Here is an 18,159-nt window from a genome sequence, read left to right as displayed (position 1 = left end):
GCTGCCAGTCGTTGCTTATGCGGGAAAGACGCCCGTCGAAAGGTAGCGGTCGCCCCGGTCGCAGACAACGAACACGATGGTGGCGTTCTCGACCGTCTTCGCCACTTCGAGCGCGGCCCACAACGCACCTGCAGCCGAGATGCCGCCGAAGATGCCCTCTTCGCGCGCGAGGCGCCGGCACATTTCTTCTGCGTCGTCCTGGCTCACGCTGATTTCTTCGTCGACCCGGCTCGGGTCGAAGATCTTCGGCATGTACTCCGCAGGCCATTTGCGGATGCCCGGAATGCGCGAGCCCTCGGCCGGCTGCGCGCCGATGATGCGCACTGCCGGGTTCTTCTCTTTCAGGAAGCGCGAGACGCCGGTGATGGTGCCGGTGGTGCCCATGGCACTCACGAAGTGCGTGACCTTGCCCTTGGTGTCGGCCCAGATCTCGGGGCCGGTGGTCTCGTAATGGATGCGCGGGTTGTCGGGGTTGGCGAACTGGTCGAGCACGCGTCCCTTGCCCTGCGCGACCATCTGCTCGGCGAGGTCGCGCGCGTATTCCATGCCGCCGCTCTTGGGCGTGAGCACCAGCTCGGCGCCGAAGGCCTTCATGGTCTGGGCGCGCTCCACCGACAGGTCCTCCGGCATGATGAGCACCATGCGATAGCCCTTGATGGCCGCGGCCATGGCCAAGGCGATGCCGGTGTTGCCGGAGGTGGCTTCGATGAGGGTGTCGCCGGGCTTGATCTCGCCGCGCTCCTCGGCGCGCCGGATCATCGAGAGGGCCGGCCGGTCTTTGACCGAACCAGCCGGATTGTTGCCTTCGAGCTTGCCGAGAATCACGTTGCCGCGCTTGGCGTTTTCTGCGGCGTTGATGCGTTGCAGGGCGACCAGGGGGGTCTTGCCAATGGCGTCTTCGATCGTCGGATAATTCATGGCAGCCACTGTGCCATAATTTTGGGCTTCGTTCAGAACCCTGCCCGGGTGGTGAAATTGGTAGACGCAGGGGACTCAAAATCCCCCACCGAAAGGTGTGCCGGTTCGATTCCGGCCCCGGGCACCACACTTTGGCTCGCCCCCAAGGCTACGCGCACTTCGTGTCGCTTCGCCTTCCCCCTACCGGGGGCGACACCGGTGGCCCGGCGAAGCCGGTTCCACGGTGTCCCTGGAATGGGCCCTGCTCTCCCCTATGTCGGCTCGTTCTGTTCGCGCAGGCCTGTATGCACCGTCGGGTGCGAAAGCCGCACCCGCAGTTCGCGCTTGAGACGTGTGTTGTCCAGCCGGCGCGATTCCCCCATGAAACTCAGCAGTTGCAGCGGCAGTTGCCGCTCGGCCTCGCCACGGGCCACTCGCGGCGGGCGGGGCATGCCGTACATATCGGCGGCCAGGTCTACGTAGTCGCCCATGCGCAGTTCGGTGTCGTCCGAGGCATGCACGATGCGCTGCGGCTTGCCGCGGAACAACGCGGCGATACAGGCGCGCGCAAGGTCGTCTGCGTGGATGTGGCTGGTGTAGACGTCGTCTTCGTGCCTCAGCACGGGCGTGCCGCGCTGCAGGCGGCCGCGCGGGGTGCCGTTTTCGCGGTCGGGGGCGTAGATGCCCGGAATGCGCAGGATGCTGGCGCGCACGCCCGCGCTGCGGCCCAGCCAGCGCACGGCTCGTTCGGCGTCCACGCGGCGGTGGGAGCGTGGGGTGTCGGGGCGCACGATGCGGGTTTCGTTCACGCGGGCGCCGCCGCAGTCGCCGTATACGCCGCTGGTCGAGCCGTAGACGAAGGCGGAAGGCACCGACCGCAGCCGCAGTGCCCGCGCCAGTGCAGTAGTGCGCTGGTCGCGCCACCAGGCGGCGCCACCGTCACGGGCGGGCGGTGCCAGGTGCAGCACCCGCGTTGCGATACCCGCCAGGCGGCGCAGGGTGGCTGCGTCGTCCAGATTGCCCACCAGCGGGCGGATGCCGGCCGTGCGCAGGGCGCCCACGCGGTCGGCCGACGAAGTAAGCGCCACCAGTTGCATGCGGCCGCGCAGGTCGCGCGCCACGCGCTGGCCGACGTCGCCGCACCCGACGATCAGCAGGCGTTCGCGCCGGAAACGCGCTGGCAGAGCGCCGGAGGGGCTATTGATTGAAGGCAAAATCCTGTTCCTGTCCCAATTCAGTTGCTCACCGGGTCTTACGCACGGCCCGGGCAGAGTTCACCCTCGAAGAATACCGATGACTGCTACAGCGCCGCATGAAGCGGGCTTTTCCATCCACGTCGAACCCAGCGGACGCCATTTCGTGGTCCACGGCGACGAAACCATCCTGGCGGCCGGCATTCGCCAGGGCATCGGCCTTCCCTATGGCTGCAAGGACGGCGCCTGCGGCTCGTGCAAGTGCAAGAAGCTCTCGGGCGAGGTCACCCTCGGCCCGCACCAGAGCAAGGCCCTGAGCGCCGAGGAACAGCTCGCCGGCTACGTGCTGACCTGCTGCGCGCACGCCAGGAGCGACGTGGTGCTCGAATCGCGCCAGGTCACGGAGGCCGGAGCGCTGCCGATCCGCAAGATGCCGGTGCGGGTGCTGGCCCTCACGCGCCAGTCGCACGACGTGATGATGGTGCGCCTGCAGCTGCCGGCCGGCGAGCCGCTGCAGTTCTACGCTGGCCAGTATGTGGAATTCATCCTGCGCGACGGCGCGCGCCGCAGCTACTCGATGGCCAATGCACCGCACACGCTGGGCGAACCGGGCACGGGCATCGAACTGCATCTGCGGCACCTGCCCGGCGGCAAGTTCACCGACCATGTGTTCGGCACGATGAAGGAAAAGGAAATCCTGCGCATCGAAGGCCCCTTCGGCAGCTTCTTCCTGCGCGAGGACTCCGCCAAGCCGATGATCCTGCTGGCCTCGGGCACGGGCTTCGCGCCGATCAAGGCGCTGCTGGAGCACATGCAGTTCAAGGCCATCGACCGGCCCGCCACGCTCTACTGGGGCGGCCGCCGGCCGGAAGACCTGTACATGGACGCATGGGTGCGCGAGCAGATGACGCAGATGCCGAACCTGCGCTACGTGCCCGTCATCTCCAACGCCACGCCCGAAGACAACTGGACCGGCCGCACCGGCTTCGTTCACCAGGCCGTGCTCGAAGACTTCGCCGACCTGTCGGGCCACCAGGTCTATGCCTGCGGCGCACCCATCGTGGTCGACTCGGCCAAGCGCGACTACGTGGCGCTGGCGGGCCTGCCCGAAGAAGAATTTTTTGCCGACGCGTTCACCACAGAGGCTGATAAAGCCCTTCCCTGAGACAAAACCAAAAAGAGAATCCCAAGAAAAAATGAAAACGAGACACTTCCTCCTCACCCTGATCGCAAGCACCACCGCCCTGCTGGGTGCCGGCCACGCCATGGCGCAGCAACAGCGCCCCATCCGCCTCGTCGTTCCCTACGCCGCAGGCGGCCCGATCGACAACACGGCTCGCATCCTGGCCGAACGCGTCAAGGACACGCTGGGCCCGGTCATCATCGACAACAAGCCCGGGGCGGGCGGCAACATCGGCGCCGATATCGTGGCAAAGGCGCCCGCCGACGGCCTGACGATCGGCATCGCGGCCACCGCCACCAACGCGGTGAATCCGTGGCTCTACAACAAGATTCCGTTCAACGCCGCAACCGACTTCGCACCAATCACGCAGATGGTCCGTGTGCCCAACGTGCTGGTGATGAACGCCGACACGGCCAAGCGCCTGAACATCAACAGCGTGGCCGACCTGATCCGCTATACCAAGGCCAACCCGGCCAAGCTCAACTACGGCAGCGGCGGCAACGGCAGCGCGGGGCACCTCGCGGGCGAGCTGTTCAAGAAGGAAGCAGGCATCTTCGCGCTGCACATTCCGTACAACGGCGGCAGCCCGGCGCAACTGGCGCTGATCTCGGGGCAGGTCGATTTCAACTTCGACAACCTCGCCACCGCCGCGCCGAACATCCGCTCGGGCAAGCTGAAGGCGATTGCAGTGACGACGCTGCAGCGCAGCGCCTCGCTGCCCGATGTGCCCCCCATCGCCGACACGCTCAAGGGCTTCTCGATCGACACTTGGTGGGGCCTGGTCGCGCCAGCGGGTACGCCGCACGACGTGGTCGTGAAGCTCAATCAGGCGTTCGTAGCGGCCCTGAACGCACCGGAAACGAAGACGCGCTTCGCCGGACTGCTGGCGGAGCCGGTGGCCGGCTCGCCGGAGCAGTTCGGCGCGTTCATGAAGAGCGAACTCTCCAAGTACGAAGCGGTGGTCAAGGCCACCGGCGCGAAAGTGGACTAACCCCCGGGCTGCGCGCACTTCGTGTCGCTTCGCCCTTCCCCTTGCAGGGGCAATACCGGCGGCCCGGCAAAGCCGGCTCCGCGGTATTTCTTGAAGAGACCGGGACTATTCGCCCAAGTAAGCGGCCCGCACGCGCGGGTCGCTCAGCAGTTCCTTGGCGTCACCGTTCATCGTGATGAGGCCGGACTCCATCACGTAGCCACGGTCGGCCAGCTGCAGTGCGCGGTTGGCGTTCTGCTCCACCAGCAGGATCGTGACGCCCTGCGAGGCCACGGTCTGCACCACCTCGAAGATCTTGTCGCACATGATCGGCGACAGGCCCATGGTGGGTTCGTCCAGCAGCAGCACCTTGGGGCGCGCCATCAGCGCGCGGCCCATGGCCAGCATCTGCTGTTCGCCGCCCGACATGGTGCCGGCCAGCTGGTCCTTGCGCTCGCGCAGGCGCGGGAAAGTGACGAACACGCGCTCCATGTCGCTCGCGATGGCGGCCTTGTCCTTGCGGATGTAGGCGCCGATCTGCAGGTTCTCGGTGATGGTCATGCGCGTGAACACGCCACGGCCTTCGGGCACCATCACGAGGCCCTCTTCCACCAGGTCCCAGGCGCCGCGGCCCTTGATGCTGCGGCCCAGGAACTCGATGTTGCCGGCCCCGGCCGGCAGCGTGCCGGTGATGGCCTTCATGGTGGTGGTCTTGCCGGCGCCGTTGGAGCCGATCAGCGACACCAGTTCGCCTTCGCGCACCTCGAAGTCCACGCCCTTGACGGCCTGGATGCCGCCGTAGCCGACCTTCAGGCCGGAGACCTTCAGCAGCGTCTTGCCGGTGGCCTTGGCTTGTGCGGCATTGGCCCGGGTTGCTTCTTCAGCGCTTGTCATGGTTGCGGTGCTCATTTCAGTGGCCTCCCGTGCCGAGGTAGGCCTCAATCACTTTTTCATTCTTCTGCACGTCGGCGGGCGTACCTTCGGCAATCTGCTTGCCGTAGTCCAGCACGGTGACGCGGTCGCACAGGCCCATGATGAGCTTGACGTCGTGTTCGATGATCAGGATGGTGCGGTCGTCCTTGCGGATGCGGTCGATCAGTTCGCGCAGCAGCACCTTCTCGGTGGAGTTCATGCCGGCGGCGGGTTCGTCGAGCGCGATGAGCTGCGGGTCGGTGGCCAGTGCACGTGCAATTTCGAGGCGGCGCTGGTCGCCGTACGACAGCGTGCGCGCCTTGTAGTCGGCGAACTTGCCGATGCCCACGTAGTCGAGCAGTTCCTGTGCGCGCTTCGCAATGGCCTTCTCTTCAGCCTTGAAGCTGCCCGTGCGCAGCATGGCGCCGAAGATGCCCGACTGCGTGCGGATGTGGCGCCCGACCATCACGTTCTCGAGCGCCGTCATTTCGGCGAAGAGGCGGATGTTCTGGAAGGTGCGTGCAATGCCGGCCTTGGCCACTTCATGCACGGCCGTCGGCTGGTAGGGCTTGCCTGCGAGTTCGAAGGTGCCGCTGTCGGGCGTGTACAGCCCGGTGATCACGTTGAAGAAGGTGGTCTTGCCAGCACCGTTGGGGCCGATCAGGCCATAGACCTGGCCGCGCTTGATGGTGATGCCCACGTCGGACAGGGCTTGCAGCCCACCGAAGCGCTTGGAAATTCCACGAACGTCGAGGATGGTGTCTGTCGTCATGTTGATTTTTCCTTCGGCGTTCAGGGATTGATCGACATGGGACGCGAAGCCGCACCCGGCACTTCGTCGGCAGGCGTATCGATGCCCGGCGCGTGCGTTTGCAGCGATCCGGGGGCCACGGCCGCATGGGCCGGGTCGACGGGCACGCCGCCCTTCTTCGTCAGCGTCTTGCCGTGCTCCGGAGAGGGCCAGAGGCCGCGCGGACGCACCAGCATGATGATGATCATGGCGAGTGCAATGAAGAGCTGGCGCAGGATGGACGCGTCGAGGCGGCCACCGGTCAGCGACTGCAGCGGGCCGGCAACGTAGCGCAGCACTTCGGGCAGCGCTGCAAGCAGCACGGCACCGAGAATGACGCCGGGCAGATGGCCAATGCCGCCGAGCACGACCATGGCCACGATCATCACCGACTCCATCAGGCTGAAGGACTCGGGCGACACGAAGCCCTGGAAGGCCGCGAACATCGCGCCCGACACGCCGCCGAAGCTCGCGCCCATGCCGAATGCCAGCAGCTTCATGTTGCGGGTGTTGATGCCCATCGCCTTGGCGGCGATTTCATCTTCGCGGATGGCCATCCAGGCGCGGCCGATGCGCGAGACCTGCAGGCGGTGCGAGATGATCACGGTGGCGATCACCAGCGCAAGGAACAGGTAGTAGTACAGCGAGACCGAAGAGATCGAGAAGCCGTCGAACTTCCATGCCTTGCCGAGGTCCAGGCCCCAGAACTTGATGGAGTCGATGGCCGTGATGCCCTTCGGACCGTTGGTGATGTTGACCGGTTGGTCGAGGTTGTTCAGGAACACGCGGATGATTTCGCCGAAGCCCAGCGTGACGATGGCGAGGTAGTCACCGCGCAGCTTGAGCGTGGGCGCGCCGAGCAGCACGCCGAGCACGGCGGCCACCACCAGCGCCAGCGGTATCACGATCAGCAGCGAGGTGTGCATGCCGTTCGGGAACATCTGCGCGAACCACGGGAAGGTCTCGGTCAGGTGCGACGAGCCCATGAGCGCGAAGAGGTAGGCCCCCACCGCGAAGAAGGCGACGTAGCCCAGGTCGAGCAGGCCGGCGTAGCCGACCACGATGTTCAGGCCCAGGGCCAGCAGCACGTAGAGCAGTGCGATGTCGGCGATGCGCACCCAGGCGTTGCCCTGCATCTGCAGCAGCAGGGGCAGCGCGAGCACCGCGATGATGCCGATGACGTAGAGGGCGAGGTTCTTGCTGTTCTTCATGTCTCGCTCCTTACGCACGGTCCGCCACGCGTTCGCCGAGCAGGCCGGACGGACGCAGCGTGAGCATGACGATCAGCACGATGAACGCGAAGATGTCGCTGTAGTTGCTGCCCAGCACACCGCCCGTGATGGTGCCGATGTAGCCCGAGCCGATGGCCTCGATGAGACCGAGCAGGATGCCGCCGACCACCGCGCCGGCCAGGTTGCCGATGCCGCCGAACACGGCAGCCGTGAAGGCCTTGAGGCCGGGCAGGAAGCCCATCGCATGCTGCGCGATGCCGTAGTTGGACGCATACATCACGCCGGCGATGGCCGCGAGCACGGCGCCGATGATGAAGGTGGCCGAGATGACCATGTCGGGGCGGATGCCCATGAGCGCGGCGACGCGCGGGTTCTCGGCGGTGGCGCGCATTGCGCGGCCGAGCTTGGTGTAGTTGACCAGCCACATGAGCACCACGAGCGAGAACGCCGTGACGCTGAGGATCATCACCTGCGTGGGCGAGATCACCGCACCGCCCACGTGGATGGGATCGGTCGACAGCAGGTTGGGATACGCCTTGTTGGTCGGCTTCCAGATGATCATTGCCAGCGTCTGCAGCAGGATCGACATGCCGATGGCGGTGATCAGCGGCGCGAGCTTGGGGCTGTTGCGCAGCGGCCGGTAGGCCACTTTCTCGATCACGAAGTTGAGGGTTGCCGCGACAACGCAGGCAATGATCAACGCGATGAGGAGGATCAGCCAGCCCGGTGTGTTGGGCATGCCGTCCTTCATGAGCCCGATGATGGTCCAGCTCGTGAGAGCCCCGACCATCAGCACTTCTCCGTGCGCAAAGTTGATCAGATTGATGATGCCGTACACCATGGTGTAGCCCAAGGCTATCAAGGCATACATGCTGCCGAGAACCAGACCGTTGATGATCTGCTGCAGCAAAATGTCCATATCGCGATTCCCTATGTGTTGCACCGTTGCGGGGTGCCATTCACCCACCAGGGCACCGGTTTGGCGCCCCTGAGCTGACAAGCAAAAAACCAGCCAACATGTGTCGCTGGCGGATTTGTGGGCGGGATTGTAAGCACGCACCAGCGCTGATTTGGTGCGCTTGGACCGGGGTTTACCCGCTCACGTCATGCTGTATGCGCGTGGGGTCATGCACGCTTTGCGCGCATGCTGCAAGACGGTATCGATGCGGGTATCGACGATCTTGTCAGCCGTTGCCTTCGGCGTTCCGGCGGCGCAGTTCGCGCAGCTTTTCCGCGATGCGGATCTCGAGTCCACGCTCTACAGGTTCGTAGAAAACCTGGCCTTCCAGCCCGTCGGGAAGGTAGCGCTCGCCGGCGGCGAAACCACCCTCCTCGTCGTGCGCATAGCGATAACCCTTGCCGTAGTCGAGCTCCTTCATGAGCTTGGTGGGTGCATTGCGCAGGTGCATGGGCACCGGGCGTGTGCTGTCCGTCTTCACAAGGGCACGCACCGCGTTGTAGGCCTTGTAGACGGCATTCGACTTGGGCGCGATCGCGAGGTAGACCACGCATTCGGCCAGCGCCAGTTCGCCCTCGGGGGTACCCAGGCGTTCGTACACCTCGGCCGCATCGAGCGCCAGGCGCAGCGCGCGCGGATCGGCCAGGCCGATGTCTTCGCTGGCCATGCGAACCAATCGGCGCGCCATGTAGCGCGGATCGGCACCGCCGTCGAGCATGCGCACGAACCAGTAGAGCGCGGCATCGGGGTCGCTGCCGCGCACGGATTTGTGCAGCGCGCTGATGGTGTCGTAGAACTGTTCGCCGCCCTTGTCGTAGCGCCGCATGCGCTCGCCGAGCACGCGCAGCAGCCACTCGTCGGTGATGTGGTCGAGCTTTTCGGCACGGGCCGCGACGGCGAGCGTTTCGAGCGTGTTGAGGAGCCGGCGCGCATCGCCGTCGGCATAGGCCACGAGGCGGTCGACCGCCGCGACGTCGATGGCGGGCACGGCCTGGATCGCCTGCGCGCGCGCCACGATCTGCTTGAGGTCGTCTTCGCCCAGCGACTGCAGCACGTAGACGGCTGCACGCGAGAGCAAGGCCGAATTGACTTCGAACGAAGGGTTCTCGGTGGTCGCTCCGATGAAGGTGAAGAGGCCCGACTCCACGTGCGGCAGGAAGGCATCCTGCTGGCTCTTGTTGAAGCGGTGCACCTCGTCCACGAAGATGATGGTGCGCCGCTGCTCCAGCCCGTCGCGCGCGGAGGTGGCACGGTCGACGGCTTCGCGGATGTCCTTCACGCCACCCAGCACCGCGCTGATGCTCAGGAACTGTGCGTCGAAGGCATCGGCCATGAGCCGCGCAATGGTGGTCTTGCCGGTGCCTGGCGGCCCCCAGAGGATGCAGGAATGCGGCTGGCCCGACTCGAAGGCAATGCGCAGCGGCATGCCCGGGCCGAGCAGGTGCTGCTGGCCGATCACCTCGCCCAGCGTCTTGGGACGCAGGCGCTCGGCAAGGGGTTGATGAGCAGTGTTGGCCAAGCCTGTGGCTTATTGCTTGACGACGTCCGCGCCGGCCGGCGGCTTGAAGTCGAACACGCTGGCCGGCAACGAGGGGTTCACCTCGACCTTGCTGAACTTGAGCACCGAGCGCTGGCCGAAGCTGTCGAGGATTTCAAGCGCCGCCAGCGCATCACCCTGGAAGCCGACCTGCACGCTCTGCAGTTGGCCGTCCTTGTTCTTCGGCGTTGCCTTGACCCACTGCAGGCCGTCGCGCTCCGGCGCGGCTTCGAGCGTGAAATCGGCCTGCAAGGCTCGCAGATCGGGTGCGGCGGCAATCAGCGCCGCGGGCGTGGAGCCCAGCGCCTGCGCCTGCGCGCGCTGCGTGACCTGGTTCAGGTCGGCGTCGTAGAGCCACAGCGTCTTGCCGTCGGCCACGATGTTCTGCGCAAAGGGCTTCTGGTAGTCGAACTTGAATTTGCCGGGGCGCTGGAATTCGAAGGTGCCGGTCGATGTCTTGGTGCGGCCCGGTTGCCCTTCGCGCGCCGGAGCAGTCACGGTCTGGGTGAAATCGGCGCGGCCGGATTTGACCGTCTTCACGAAGGTTTCAAGGCTTTCGAGCCCGCCGGCCCAGGCGTTGGCGGAACTCAGGAGGGCGATCAATAGCCAATGACGCAATTTCAATTTGGATTCCTCTGAATAGCTGTGGCACTGGGCTTCGACCCTACCCGCCGCGAATTGCGGCAGGTGTAGGCCTTGATGAAGATTTGCAATGCCGCAAGGCGTTTTTGCAAATTGCCTTTCAGCACGTAACCTGAATTACGAAAGCCCTGCGGCGAATTACTCCGCCGCGCGCGCCGGCACCAGGATTTCTCGCTGGCCGCTGCCGCTCATGGCACTGACGAGGCCCGCCTTTTCCATGTCTTCGACAAGGCGCGCGGCGCGGTTGTAGCCGATCTTCAGGTGGCGCTGCACCAGCGAGATGCTGGCCTTGCGGTTCTTGAGCACGACCTCGACCGCCTGGTCGTACATCGGGTCTTTCTCGCCATCGCTGCCACCCAGCAGGTCGCCTTCACCATCGCCATCGACCGTCCCGCCTTCGAGCACGCCCTCGATGTAGTCGGGCTCACCCTGGCTCTTGAGGTAGGCCACCACGCGGTGCACTTCCTCGTCGCTCACGAAGGCGCCGTGCACGCGGATCGGCAGGCCCGTGCCGCTGGGCATGTAGAGCATGTCGCCCATGCCGAGCAGCGCTTCGGCGCCCATCTGGTCGAGGATGGTGCGGCTGTCGATCTTGCTCGACACCTGGAAGGCGATGCGGGTAGGGATGTTGGCCTTGATGAGGCCGGTGATCACGTCGACGCTCGGGCGCTGCGTGGCAAGAATGAGGTGAATGCCGGCGGCTCGCGCCTTCTGCGCGAGGCGGGCGATCAGCTCTTCGATCTTCTTGCCGACCACCATCATCAGGTCGGCCAGCTCGTCGATCACGACGACGATGTGCGGCTCGCGCTTGAGCGGCTCCGGATCGTCGGGCGTGAGGCTGAAGGGGTTGTAGATGAACTCCTCGCGCGCCTTGGCTTCGTCAATCTTGGTGTTGTAGCCGGCCAGGTTGCGCACGCCGAGCTTGCTCATGAGCTTGTAGCGGCGCTCCATCTCGGCCACGCACCAGTTCAGGCCATGGGCCGCCTGTCGCATGTCGGTGACCACGGGCGCCAGCAGGTGCGGGATGCCTTCGTAGACCGACATTTCGAGCATCTTCGGGTCGATCATGAGCAGGCGAACGTCGCGTGCCTCGGCCTTGTAGAGCAGCGAAAGAATCATCGCGTTGATACCGACCGACTTGCCCGAACCGGTGGTACCGGCCACCAGCACGTGCGGCATCTTCGCGAGGTCGGCCACCACAGGGTTGCCGATGATGTCCTTGCCGAGGCCCATGGTGAGCATCGACTTGCCTTCGTTGTAGATCTGCGAGCCCAGGATTTCGCTGAGCTTGATCGACTGGCGCTTGGCGTTCGGCAGTTCGAGCGCCATGTAGTTCTTGCCCGGAATGGTTTCGACCACGCGGATCGACACCAGCGAAAGCGAACGCGCCAGGTCCTTGGCCAAGCCAAGAATCTGCGAGCCCTTGACGCCGGTGGCGGGCTCGATTTCGTAGCGGGTGATCACCGGGCCGGGCGAGGCCAGTACCACGCGCACCTCGACGCCGAAGTCCTTAAGCTTCTTCTCGATCATGCGCGAGGTCATCTCGAGCGTGTCGGCCGAAACCGTTTCCTGGCGCGTCTGCGCAGCGTCGAGCAGGTCGACCTGTGGCAGCTTGCTGTCGGGCAGTTCCTTGAAGAGCGGCTTCTGGCGCTCCTTGACGACGCGATCGCTCCTGGGCACCTCGGTCATCGCGGGCTCGATCTGCACCGGCGGCGAAGGGGGACGGCGCTTGGGGCGCGGCTCGATGCGGATTTCTTCTTCGTCGTCGTCGAAGGCGCCGGACGACGGCGCCAGCGAGGGCTCAGAGCGACCCTGATCGCCACCGCGCGTGAATGCCGGTTCGTCAGCCTCGGCACGCTCGCGGGCGGCCTGCTTGCCCATGGCGATGTCGGCGGCCAGTTCACGCTTCTCGCGACGCGACTCGAACAGCGAGTAGGCGCGCGCGCCGATGCGCTCGGCGATCAGGCTCCACGAGAAGCGGAACACCAGCGCCGAGCCGATCACGCCGCCTGCGATGGCCACCAGCGCCGAACCAGTGAAGCCCATCCAGCGCACGCTGGCCGGCCCCACAAGGTAGCCCAGCGCACCACCACCGGAGCCCGGCAGGTGGGCTTCAAGCCGGTACAGGCGCGACCATTCGAGCACGGTGCTCGCACACAGCAACAGGATGAGGCCGAACCAGAAGGCGAGACGGCTGCGGTTGAAGCGACCGCGCGGCGCCTGTTGTTCGCCGGACGACGGTTCGCCGCCGCGCAGCCAGTTGGCCAGCGACGACAACCAGGCGCGCAACCCGGCGAATAGGCACCACCAGACGGAATAGCCTGCAACGTAGTAGCTGCCATCGGCCAGCCAGGCGCCAATGCGGCCGCCCCAGTTCTTGATTTCGCCCCCGGTGCCCGAAGTCGACCAGGCGGCATCGGAAGGCGTGAAGCTCAGCATTGCGAGCAGCCAGAACAACAGCGCGGCAAATCCTGCGATCAGCGTGATTTCGTGAGCGAAGCGCATCGCGCGCATGCGCACGGGTTGCCCCTCGGCAGCAGAAGAAGATTGAAGCGTATTGAGCGAATAGGTCATGAAAAACACGGCGCCCGGCCCGGGAAATCAGGGGCCGGAGGCACGAACACTACAACAAAAGGCCGGGACCGCCGGTAACGGCGGGCCCGGCCCCGGAGGCTCAAGCCAGTGACAGGAGCCGTTCCTTGACGATCATCGATCCGTCATCCATGGTCTGCACGAAACCGCGCTCTTCGAGATCCTTCATCACGCGGCTCACCATTTCGCGTGAGGCACCGACCATCTTGGCCAGGTCCTGGCGGGAGATCTTGTCGCGCACCTTGAGATTGCCGGCACCGTCGTCGATGGCGAATTCGAGCAGCGAGCGGGCCACGCGTCCGTAGACATCCATCAACGCCAGCGACTCGATCTTGCGGTCGGCATGGCGCAGGCGCTGCACCAGGCCGCGCATGATGTTGTAGGCCATCGAGGAGTTCTCGGGCAGGCAACGCGCGAAGGCGTCGCGGCCCAGCATGAGCACATCGCACTGGATTTCGGTGCGCACGGTGGCCGAGTGCGGCTCGTCGTCGATCAGGCTCATCTCACCCAGGTAGTCGCCGGGATGCAGCGTGGCAAGGATGACCTCGCGCCCGCGGCTGTCGGCGCTGGTGACGCGTGCGCGCCCGGTCAGGATGATGTACAGCGCATCGGACTTCTTGCCCTGCTCCACGACGACTTCTGCGCGCTTGAAGCGCTTCTTGATGATCGCGTCCGCGATGCTGGCGGACTGCGTGGCCGTCAGCGACGCGAACAAAGGAACGCGCCGAAGCAATTCGAGGTTGGACAGCATCGACATTTATCAATCCCTGAGACAGCGCACGGAGCGACCCAGAGGGCAAGCCAATGGATTACTACAATCGCGCGCATTGAAAACACCGTTCACCCGGTGTTGAACCGGGCAGTGATACTCCATATATATCGCTACCACCCTGAAAATGTACACGCTGACGCAGCGCATATCCTAGGTTTTCTACCCATGTCCGCTTCCCAACACGCCAAGGTTTTGATTCTCGGCTCCGGTCCGGCCGGCTATACCGCCGCCGTCTACGCAGCCCGCGCAAACCTTCAGCCCCTGCTCATCACTGGCATCGCCCAGGGCGGGCAATTGATGACCACGACCGAGGTCGATAACTGGCCGGCCGACGTTCATGGCGTGCAGGGCCCCGACCTGATGCAGCGCTTCCTGGAGCACGCAGAACGCTTCAAGACGCAGATCGTGTTCGACCACATCAACAAGGTCGACCTGAGCAAGCGCCCCTTCACACTTACCGGCGACAGCGGCACCTACACCTGCGACTCGCTGATCATCGCCACGGGTGCTTCCGCGAAGTATCTGGGCCTCGATTCGGAACAGAAGTTCATGGGCCGCGGCGTCTCCGCATGCGCGACCTGCGATGGCTTCTTCTACCGCGAGCAGGAAGTCTGCGTGATCGGCGGTGGCAACACGGCCGTCGAAGAGGCACTCTATCTCGCCAACATCGCGAACAAGGTGACGCTGGTCCATCGCCGGGACAAGTTCCGCGCCGAACCCATCCTGATCGACAAGGTCAAGGAGAAGGTCGCCGAAGGCAAGATCGTGCTGAAGCTGCACAACGAACTCGACCAGGTGCTGGGCGACGACTCGGGCGTGACGGGCATCCGGATCAAGAACACGCAAACCGGCGCTACCGAGCAGATCGACCTCAAGGGCTGCTTCATCGCCATCGGGCACCACCCCAACACCGACATCTTCCAGGGCCAACTGGAGATGAAGGACAACTACATCCTGACCCGCTCGGGCCTGCAGGGTTTTGCCACGATGACCAGCATTCCGGGCGTCTTTGCCGCCGGCGACGTGCAGGACAACGTGTACCGCCAGGCCATCACGAGCGCTGGTACCGGCTGCATGGCGGCACTCGACGCCCAGCGCTTCCTGGAGCAGGACGGCACCCTGTAGCCAATGCGGCCCCAAAAAGGGCTATAATCCGAGGCTTTGCCGAAACAGGGCTCTCTCACGAGCCGCGGCAAAGTCGGGGTACCGCCACCCGTTTCTGGCGAGGTTAAGCTGCAAAACACCCTGCAATCGCCCTGATTGCGCCGGTGCCAGCTGTTCAAGAAAGAGTGTCCTCATGGCACGCGTATGCGACGTAACGGGCAAAGGCCCGATGGTCGGAAACAACGTTTCCCACGCCAACAACAAAACCAAGCGCCGGTTCCTGCCGAACCTGCAATACCGCCGTTTCTGGGTCGAGACTGAAAACCGCTGGGTTCGCCTGCGTGTTTCGAGCGCTGCACTGCGCCTGATCGACAAGAACGGCATCGACGCCGTGCTCGCAGACCTGCGCGCACGCGGCCAAGCTTAAGGAGCTGAAACATGGCAACGAGCAAAGGCGGACGCGAAAAGATCAAGCTGGAATCCACCGCGGGTACCGGCCACTTCTACACGACCAGCAAGAACAAGAAGACGATGCCTGAAAAGATGTCGATCATGAAGTTCGACCCGAAGGCGCGCAAGCACGTCGAATACAAGGAAATCAAGCTGAAGTAATTCGGCTCCGGTTTTCCCAATAAAAACCCACTGCTAACCCAGCGGGTTTTTTGTTGCCCGTCGATTTGCAATGCAAGAACGGCGGACATAAAAAAGCCGACCCTGGGTCGGCTTTTTCATTGAGCGCGGAATCGTCAGGCGCGGGCAGCGCGCAGGCGGGTCGAGAAGTCGCGCAGACCGGCAATGCCGCTGGCTTCCGCCCGATGGCACCAAGCCGCCAGATCGGCCGCCAGCTGCTCGCGCGATTGCGAGGTGTTCAGCCACAGCTGACGCAGCTCTTCGCGCATCGTGACCATCTTGTCGAGCACCGGGTGGGCAGCGCGGGCCTGCACGACATGCGAGCGAGCCGAAGCAGGCACCTTGTCGTCGTCGCGGTGCAGCCAGCGCTTGGCGGCCTTGAGCACCGACAGGTCGGCACCCTTGGTCTTCAACGCATCCAGTTCCTGGCTGGTGGCGCGGCGCATTTCGCGCGCATAGCCGGCCATGACCTCATAGCGGTTGGCGATGACGGCCTCGAGCGTTTTCTCGTTGGCCACGGGCTGGATGTCGCCCATCAACATCTTCGGCGGCACCTTCTTGACCTTGGCCCAGCCGAGCTTCTGGAGCGCCTGGATGTAGATCCAGCCGATGTCGAACTCGTACTTCTTGACCGAGAACTTGGCCGAAGTCGGGTAGGTGTGGTGGTTGTTGTGCAGCTCTTCGCCGCCGATGATCAGGCCCCAGGGCATGATGTTGCGGCTGGCGTCGGGCGCCTCGAAGTTGCGATAGCCCCAGTAGTGACCAATGCCGTTGATAACGCCGGCAGCGGTGATGGGAATCCAGAGCATCTGCACAGCCCACACGGCCATGCCGAGCGTGCCGAACAGCGCCAGGTTGATCACCAGCATCAGGCCCACGCCTTGCCAGCTGTAGCGCGAATACAGGTTGCGCTCGATCCAGTCATCGGGCGTGCCGTGACCGTAGCGCTCCATCGTTTCCTTGTTCTTCGACTCGGCGCGATACAGCTCGGCGCCGCGCCAGAGCACTTCGTCGATGCCCTTGACCTGCGGGCTGTGCGGGTCGTCCTGCGTTTCGCACTTGGCGTGGTGCTTGCGGTGAATGGCGACCCATTCCTTCGTCACCATGCCGGTGCCGAGCCACAGCCAGAAGCGGAAGAAATGCGACGGGATCGGGCCCAGATCCATGGCCCGGTGCGTTTGCGTGCGGTGCAGGAAGATCGTGACCGCGGCAATCGTGATGTGCGTGGTGACGAGCGTGTACAGCACGACTTGCCACCATGCGATGTCCCACAGGCCGTGTCCGAGCCATTGGATGGCCGCGTTCAAAACGGCGGAGTCAGGAAGCAACATTGAGTCAGGTACTCCATGGCCACACGAAGGTGCAGCCTTCAGATAACCCGCGATTTTAAAGCGGCAGGCCTAAAACAAAGCCTTTAAACCTTCAAGAAAAGCGCAGATTAACCCTAGTTTGGAGTCCCGCCCCTATTTGCGGTTCCACACCGCGGCAAAGAAACCGTCGGTCGAATGGCGGTGCGGCCACAGGCGCAGGTAGCGCTTTGCGCCCTCCCCGCCGGCGCAAAGCGCCTCGGAACCCTCGATTTTCAGGCCCTGCAGCAATTCCGCCACATCCACGGGCACGAAATCGGGATTGGCGGCGCTGAAAGCCTCCGCAATCGCCTCGTTTTCTTCCGGCAGCACGCTGCAGGTGGCGTAAACCAGACGGCCGCCCGATTTCACGAGCCGCGCCGCGCTTTGCAGGATGGCGGTCTGCTTGACCGTCAATTCCTCGACCGACTTGACCGATTGGCGCCATTTCAGGTCAGGATTGCGCCGCAGCGTGCCCAACCCCGAGCAGGGCGCATCGACCAGTACGCGGTCGATCTTGCCCGCCAGGCGCTTGATACGGTCGTCGCGCTCATGGGCGATGGCAGCCGGATGAACGTTCGAGAGCTTGCTGCGCGCCAGCCGCGGCTTGAGCGCGTCGAGCCGGTGCGCCGACGTGTCGAAGGCATACAGCCGGCCGGTGTTGCGCATCGTCGCGCCGATGGCCAGCGTCTTGCCGCCCGCGCCAGCACAAAAATCGACCACCATCTCGCCGCGCTTGGCATCCAGCAGCAGCGCCAGCAACTGCGAGCCCTCGTCCTGCACCTCGATGGCGCCACGGACAAAGGCATCCAGCTTGGTCAGCGCCGGCTTGCCGTCGATGCGCAAGCCCCAGGGCGAGAACGGAGTCGCTTCCGATTTGATAGCAGCCTTGGCAAGCTCAGCCTTCACATCCGCGCGCTTGTCGGTCAGCGCGTTGACGCGCAGGTCGAGCGGCGCAGGCTGTTGCAGGGCTTCTACCAGCGGCCAGAAACCATCGCCCAGTTGCGCCTTCAGCGGGGCCACCAGCCACTCGGGCAGGTTGTGGCGATGGCGCTCCAGCAGGTCGTCCGGTTTCACGGCGTCGCAGTTGTCGAGCCAGCGCTTCTCGGTGTCGTTGAGCGCGCTCTTCAAAAAGTCGCGCGGGCCGTGAAAGCCCAGGATCGCCATGCGGCGCTCCTTCGAGCCACTGCCCGAGGGCGAGAGGTGGTCGAACAGCAGCTTCTTGCGAAGCACGGTGTAGACGGTTTCGGCAAGCGTCGCGCGCTCGCGCGGACCGAACTCGCGGTGGTCGCGGAAGAACCGCGAAACGACCTGGTCGGCCGGGTGATCGAATTTCAGGACAAGGCCGACCAGATCGGCGGTGGCCTCCAACAGGGCTTTGGGGTGCATCCCCCGATTGTC

The 18,159-nt window shown here is 64.5% G+C and carries 17 protein-coding genes and 1 tRNA gene; 6 read left to right on the top strand and 12 right to left on the bottom strand.

The genetic code is table 11. The features are described from left to right. Positions 1-15 precede the first annotated feature (15 nt). The gene (gene cysM / locus ACN9MV_RS07480) at positions 16-918 is read right to left on the bottom strand and encodes a cysteine synthase CysM (protein WP_093049007.1); all 903 of its coding nucleotides are present in this window, start codon (positions 916-918) and stop codon (positions 16-18) included. Between the two features lie 42 nt (positions 919-960). On the opposite strand from cysM, the gene ACN9MV_RS07475 reads away from it, so the two are divergent. Next, a tRNA-Leu gene (locus ACN9MV_RS07475) sits at positions 961-1,045 on the top strand. A gap of 124 nt (positions 1,046-1,169) precedes the next feature. Here ACN9MV_RS07475 and ACN9MV_RS07470 read toward each other — a convergent pair. Further along, positions 1,170-2,111, bottom strand: a complete 942-nt coding sequence (locus ACN9MV_RS07470) for an NAD-dependent epimerase/dehydratase family protein (protein WP_426391730.1) — start codon at positions 2,109-2,111, stop codon at positions 1,170-1,172. Between the two features lie 79 nt (positions 2,112-2,190). Here ACN9MV_RS07470 and ACN9MV_RS07465 point away from each other — a divergent pair, with 79 nt between their 5' ends. Further along, a complete protein-coding gene (locus ACN9MV_RS07465; RefSeq protein ID WP_093049000.1) occupies positions 2,191-3,255 on the top strand; it encodes a CDP-6-deoxy-delta-3,4-glucoseen reductase in 1,065 nt (354 codons plus the stop codon). A gap of 31 nt (positions 3,256-3,286) precedes the next feature. Continuing rightward, positions 3,287-4,264, top strand: a complete 978-nt coding sequence (locus ACN9MV_RS07460) for a Bug family tripartite tricarboxylate transporter substrate binding protein (RefSeq protein WP_426391728.1) — start codon at positions 3,287-3,289, stop codon at positions 4,262-4,264. Positions 4,265-4,369: 105 nt separating this feature from the next. On the opposite strand, the gene ACN9MV_RS07455 is transcribed toward ACN9MV_RS07460, so the two are convergent. The 8 genes from ACN9MV_RS07455 to ACN9MV_RS07420 form a co-directional block, all read right to left on the bottom strand. Continuing rightward, a complete protein-coding gene (locus ACN9MV_RS07455; RefSeq protein WP_093050343.1) occupies positions 4,370-5,137 on the bottom strand; it encodes an ABC transporter ATP-binding protein in 768 nt (255 codons plus the stop codon). 16 nt (positions 5,138-5,153) lie between these two features. After that, on the bottom strand, positions 5,154-5,927 hold the full coding sequence (locus ACN9MV_RS07450; protein ID WP_093048994.1) for an ABC transporter ATP-binding protein: 774 nt from the start codon (positions 5,925-5,927) through the stop codon (positions 5,154-5,156). Between the two features lie 20 nt (positions 5,928-5,947). Then, the gene (locus tag ACN9MV_RS07445) at positions 5,948-7,156 is read right to left on the bottom strand and encodes a branched-chain amino acid ABC transporter permease (protein ID WP_093048991.1); all 1,209 of its coding nucleotides are present in this window, start codon (positions 7,154-7,156) and stop codon (positions 5,948-5,950) included. Positions 7,157-7,166: 10 nt separating this feature from the next. After that, the gene (locus ACN9MV_RS07440; protein ID WP_093048988.1) at positions 7,167-8,096 is read right to left on the bottom strand and encodes a branched-chain amino acid ABC transporter permease; all 930 of its coding nucleotides are present in this window, start codon (positions 8,094-8,096) and stop codon (positions 7,167-7,169) included. Between the two features lie 265 nt (positions 8,097-8,361). Then, complete coding sequence (locus tag ACN9MV_RS07435; RefSeq protein WP_097199891.1) at positions 8,362-9,654, bottom strand: replication-associated recombination protein A; 1,293 nt, start codon at positions 9,652-9,654, stop codon at positions 8,362-8,364. A 9-nt stretch (positions 9,655-9,663) separates the two neighbouring features. Then, entirely contained in the window at positions 9,664-10,296 is a 633-nt protein-coding gene (gene lolA, locus ACN9MV_RS07430; RefSeq protein WP_093048981.1) for an outer membrane lipoprotein chaperone LolA, read from the bottom strand. A 156-nt stretch (positions 10,297-10,452) separates the two neighbouring features. Further along, positions 10,453-12,888 (bottom strand): DNA translocase FtsK, encoded by a 2,436-nt coding sequence (locus tag ACN9MV_RS07425; protein WP_426391726.1) that lies wholly within the window; start codon positions 12,886-12,888, stop codon positions 10,453-10,455. Between the two features lie 100 nt (positions 12,889-12,988). After that, positions 12,989-13,663: a Crp/Fnr family transcriptional regulator gene (locus tag ACN9MV_RS07420; RefSeq protein WP_093048975.1), complete on the bottom strand. Its 675-nt coding sequence runs from the start codon at positions 13,661-13,663 to the stop codon at positions 12,989-12,991. A gap of 180 nt (positions 13,664-13,843) precedes the next feature. Here ACN9MV_RS07420 and trxB point away from each other — a divergent pair, with 180 nt between their 5' ends. The 3 genes from trxB (at position 13,844) to rpmG (ending at position 15,394) form a co-directional block, all read left to right on the top strand. Next, the gene (trxB, locus tag ACN9MV_RS07415) at positions 13,844-14,803 is read left to right on the top strand and encodes a thioredoxin-disulfide reductase (protein WP_093075748.1); all 960 of its coding nucleotides are present in this window, start codon (positions 13,844-13,846) and stop codon (positions 14,801-14,803) included. Positions 14,804-14,975: 172 nt separating this feature from the next. After that, positions 14,976-15,209 (top strand): 50S ribosomal protein L28, encoded by a 234-nt coding sequence (rpmB, locus tag ACN9MV_RS07410; protein ID WP_007830293.1) that lies wholly within the window; start codon positions 14,976-14,978, stop codon positions 15,207-15,209. Between the two features lie 11 nt (positions 15,210-15,220). Continuing rightward, on the top strand, positions 15,221-15,394 hold the full coding sequence (gene rpmG, locus ACN9MV_RS07405; RefSeq protein WP_007830291.1) for a 50S ribosomal protein L33: 174 nt from the start codon (positions 15,221-15,223) through the stop codon (positions 15,392-15,394). A gap of 134 nt (positions 15,395-15,528) precedes the next feature. Here the strand turns inward: rpmG and ACN9MV_RS07400 are convergent, their stop codons facing one another. Beyond that, positions 15,529-16,743 (bottom strand): DesA family fatty acid desaturase, encoded by a 1,215-nt coding sequence (locus ACN9MV_RS07400; RefSeq protein WP_093048969.1) that lies wholly within the window; start codon positions 16,741-16,743, stop codon positions 15,529-15,531. A gap of 132 nt (positions 16,744-16,875) precedes the next feature. Continuing rightward, positions 16,876-18,147 carry an RsmB/NOP family class I SAM-dependent RNA methyltransferase gene (locus ACN9MV_RS07395; protein WP_426391723.1) on the bottom strand — a complete coding sequence of 424 codons (1,272 nt, stop codon included), beginning with the start codon at positions 18,145-18,147 and terminating at the stop codon, positions 16,876-16,878. Positions 18,148-18,159 lie beyond the last annotated feature (12 nt).

Source organism: Variovorax sp. R-27, assembly GCF_049913215.1.
Lineage (GTDB): Bacteria > Pseudomonadota > Gammaproteobacteria > Burkholderiales > Burkholderiaceae_C > Variovorax.
This window is presented reverse-complemented; position numbering and strand designations above follow the sequence as displayed.

Coding starts and splice junctions, on each gene's coding strand:
- ACN9MV_RS07455 (WP_093050343.1), bottom strand. CDS start 5,137: ATGACAAGCGCTGAAGAAGCAACCCGGGCCAATGCCGCACAAGCCAAG.
- ACN9MV_RS07450 (WP_093048994.1), bottom strand. CDS start 5,927: ATGACGACAGACACCATCCTCGACGTTCGTGGAATTTCCAAGCGCTTC.
- ACN9MV_RS07420 (WP_093048975.1), bottom strand. CDS start 13,663: ATGTCGATGCTGTCCAACCTCGAATTGCTTCGGCGCGTTCCTTTGTTC.
- rpmB (WP_007830293.1), top strand. CDS start 14,976: ATGGCACGCGTATGCGACGTAACGGGCAAAGGCCCGATGGTCGGAAAC.
- ACN9MV_RS07460 (WP_426391728.1), top strand. CDS start 3,287: ATGAAAACGAGACACTTCCTCCTCACCCTGATCGCAAGCACCACCGCC.
- ACN9MV_RS07445 (WP_093048991.1), bottom strand. CDS start 7,156: ATGAAGAACAGCAAGAACCTCGCCCTCTACGTCATCGGCATCATCGCG.
- ACN9MV_RS07440 (WP_093048988.1), bottom strand. CDS start 8,096: ATGGACATTTTGCTGCAGCAGATCATCAACGGTCTGGTTCTCGGCAGC.
- ACN9MV_RS07395 (WP_426391723.1), bottom strand. CDS start 18,147: ATGCACCCCAAAGCCCTGTTGGAGGCCACCGCCGATCTGGTCGGCCTT.
- ACN9MV_RS07425 (WP_426391726.1), bottom strand. CDS start 12,888: ATGACCTATTCGCTCAATACGCTTCAATCTTCTTCTGCTGCCGAGGGG.
- cysM (WP_093049007.1), bottom strand. CDS start 918: ATGAATTATCCGACGATCGAAGACGCCATTGGCAAGACCCCCCTGGTC.
- ACN9MV_RS07400 (WP_093048969.1), bottom strand. CDS start 16,743: ATGTTGCTTCCTGACTCCGCCGTTTTGAACGCGGCCATCCAATGGCTC.
- ACN9MV_RS07465 (WP_093049000.1), top strand. CDS start 2,191: ATGACTGCTACAGCGCCGCATGAAGCGGGCTTTTCCATCCACGTCGAA.
- rpmG (WP_007830291.1), top strand. CDS start 15,221: ATGGCAACGAGCAAAGGCGGACGCGAAAAGATCAAGCTGGAATCCACC.
- trxB (WP_093075748.1), top strand. CDS start 13,844: ATGTCCGCTTCCCAACACGCCAAGGTTTTGATTCTCGGCTCCGGTCCG.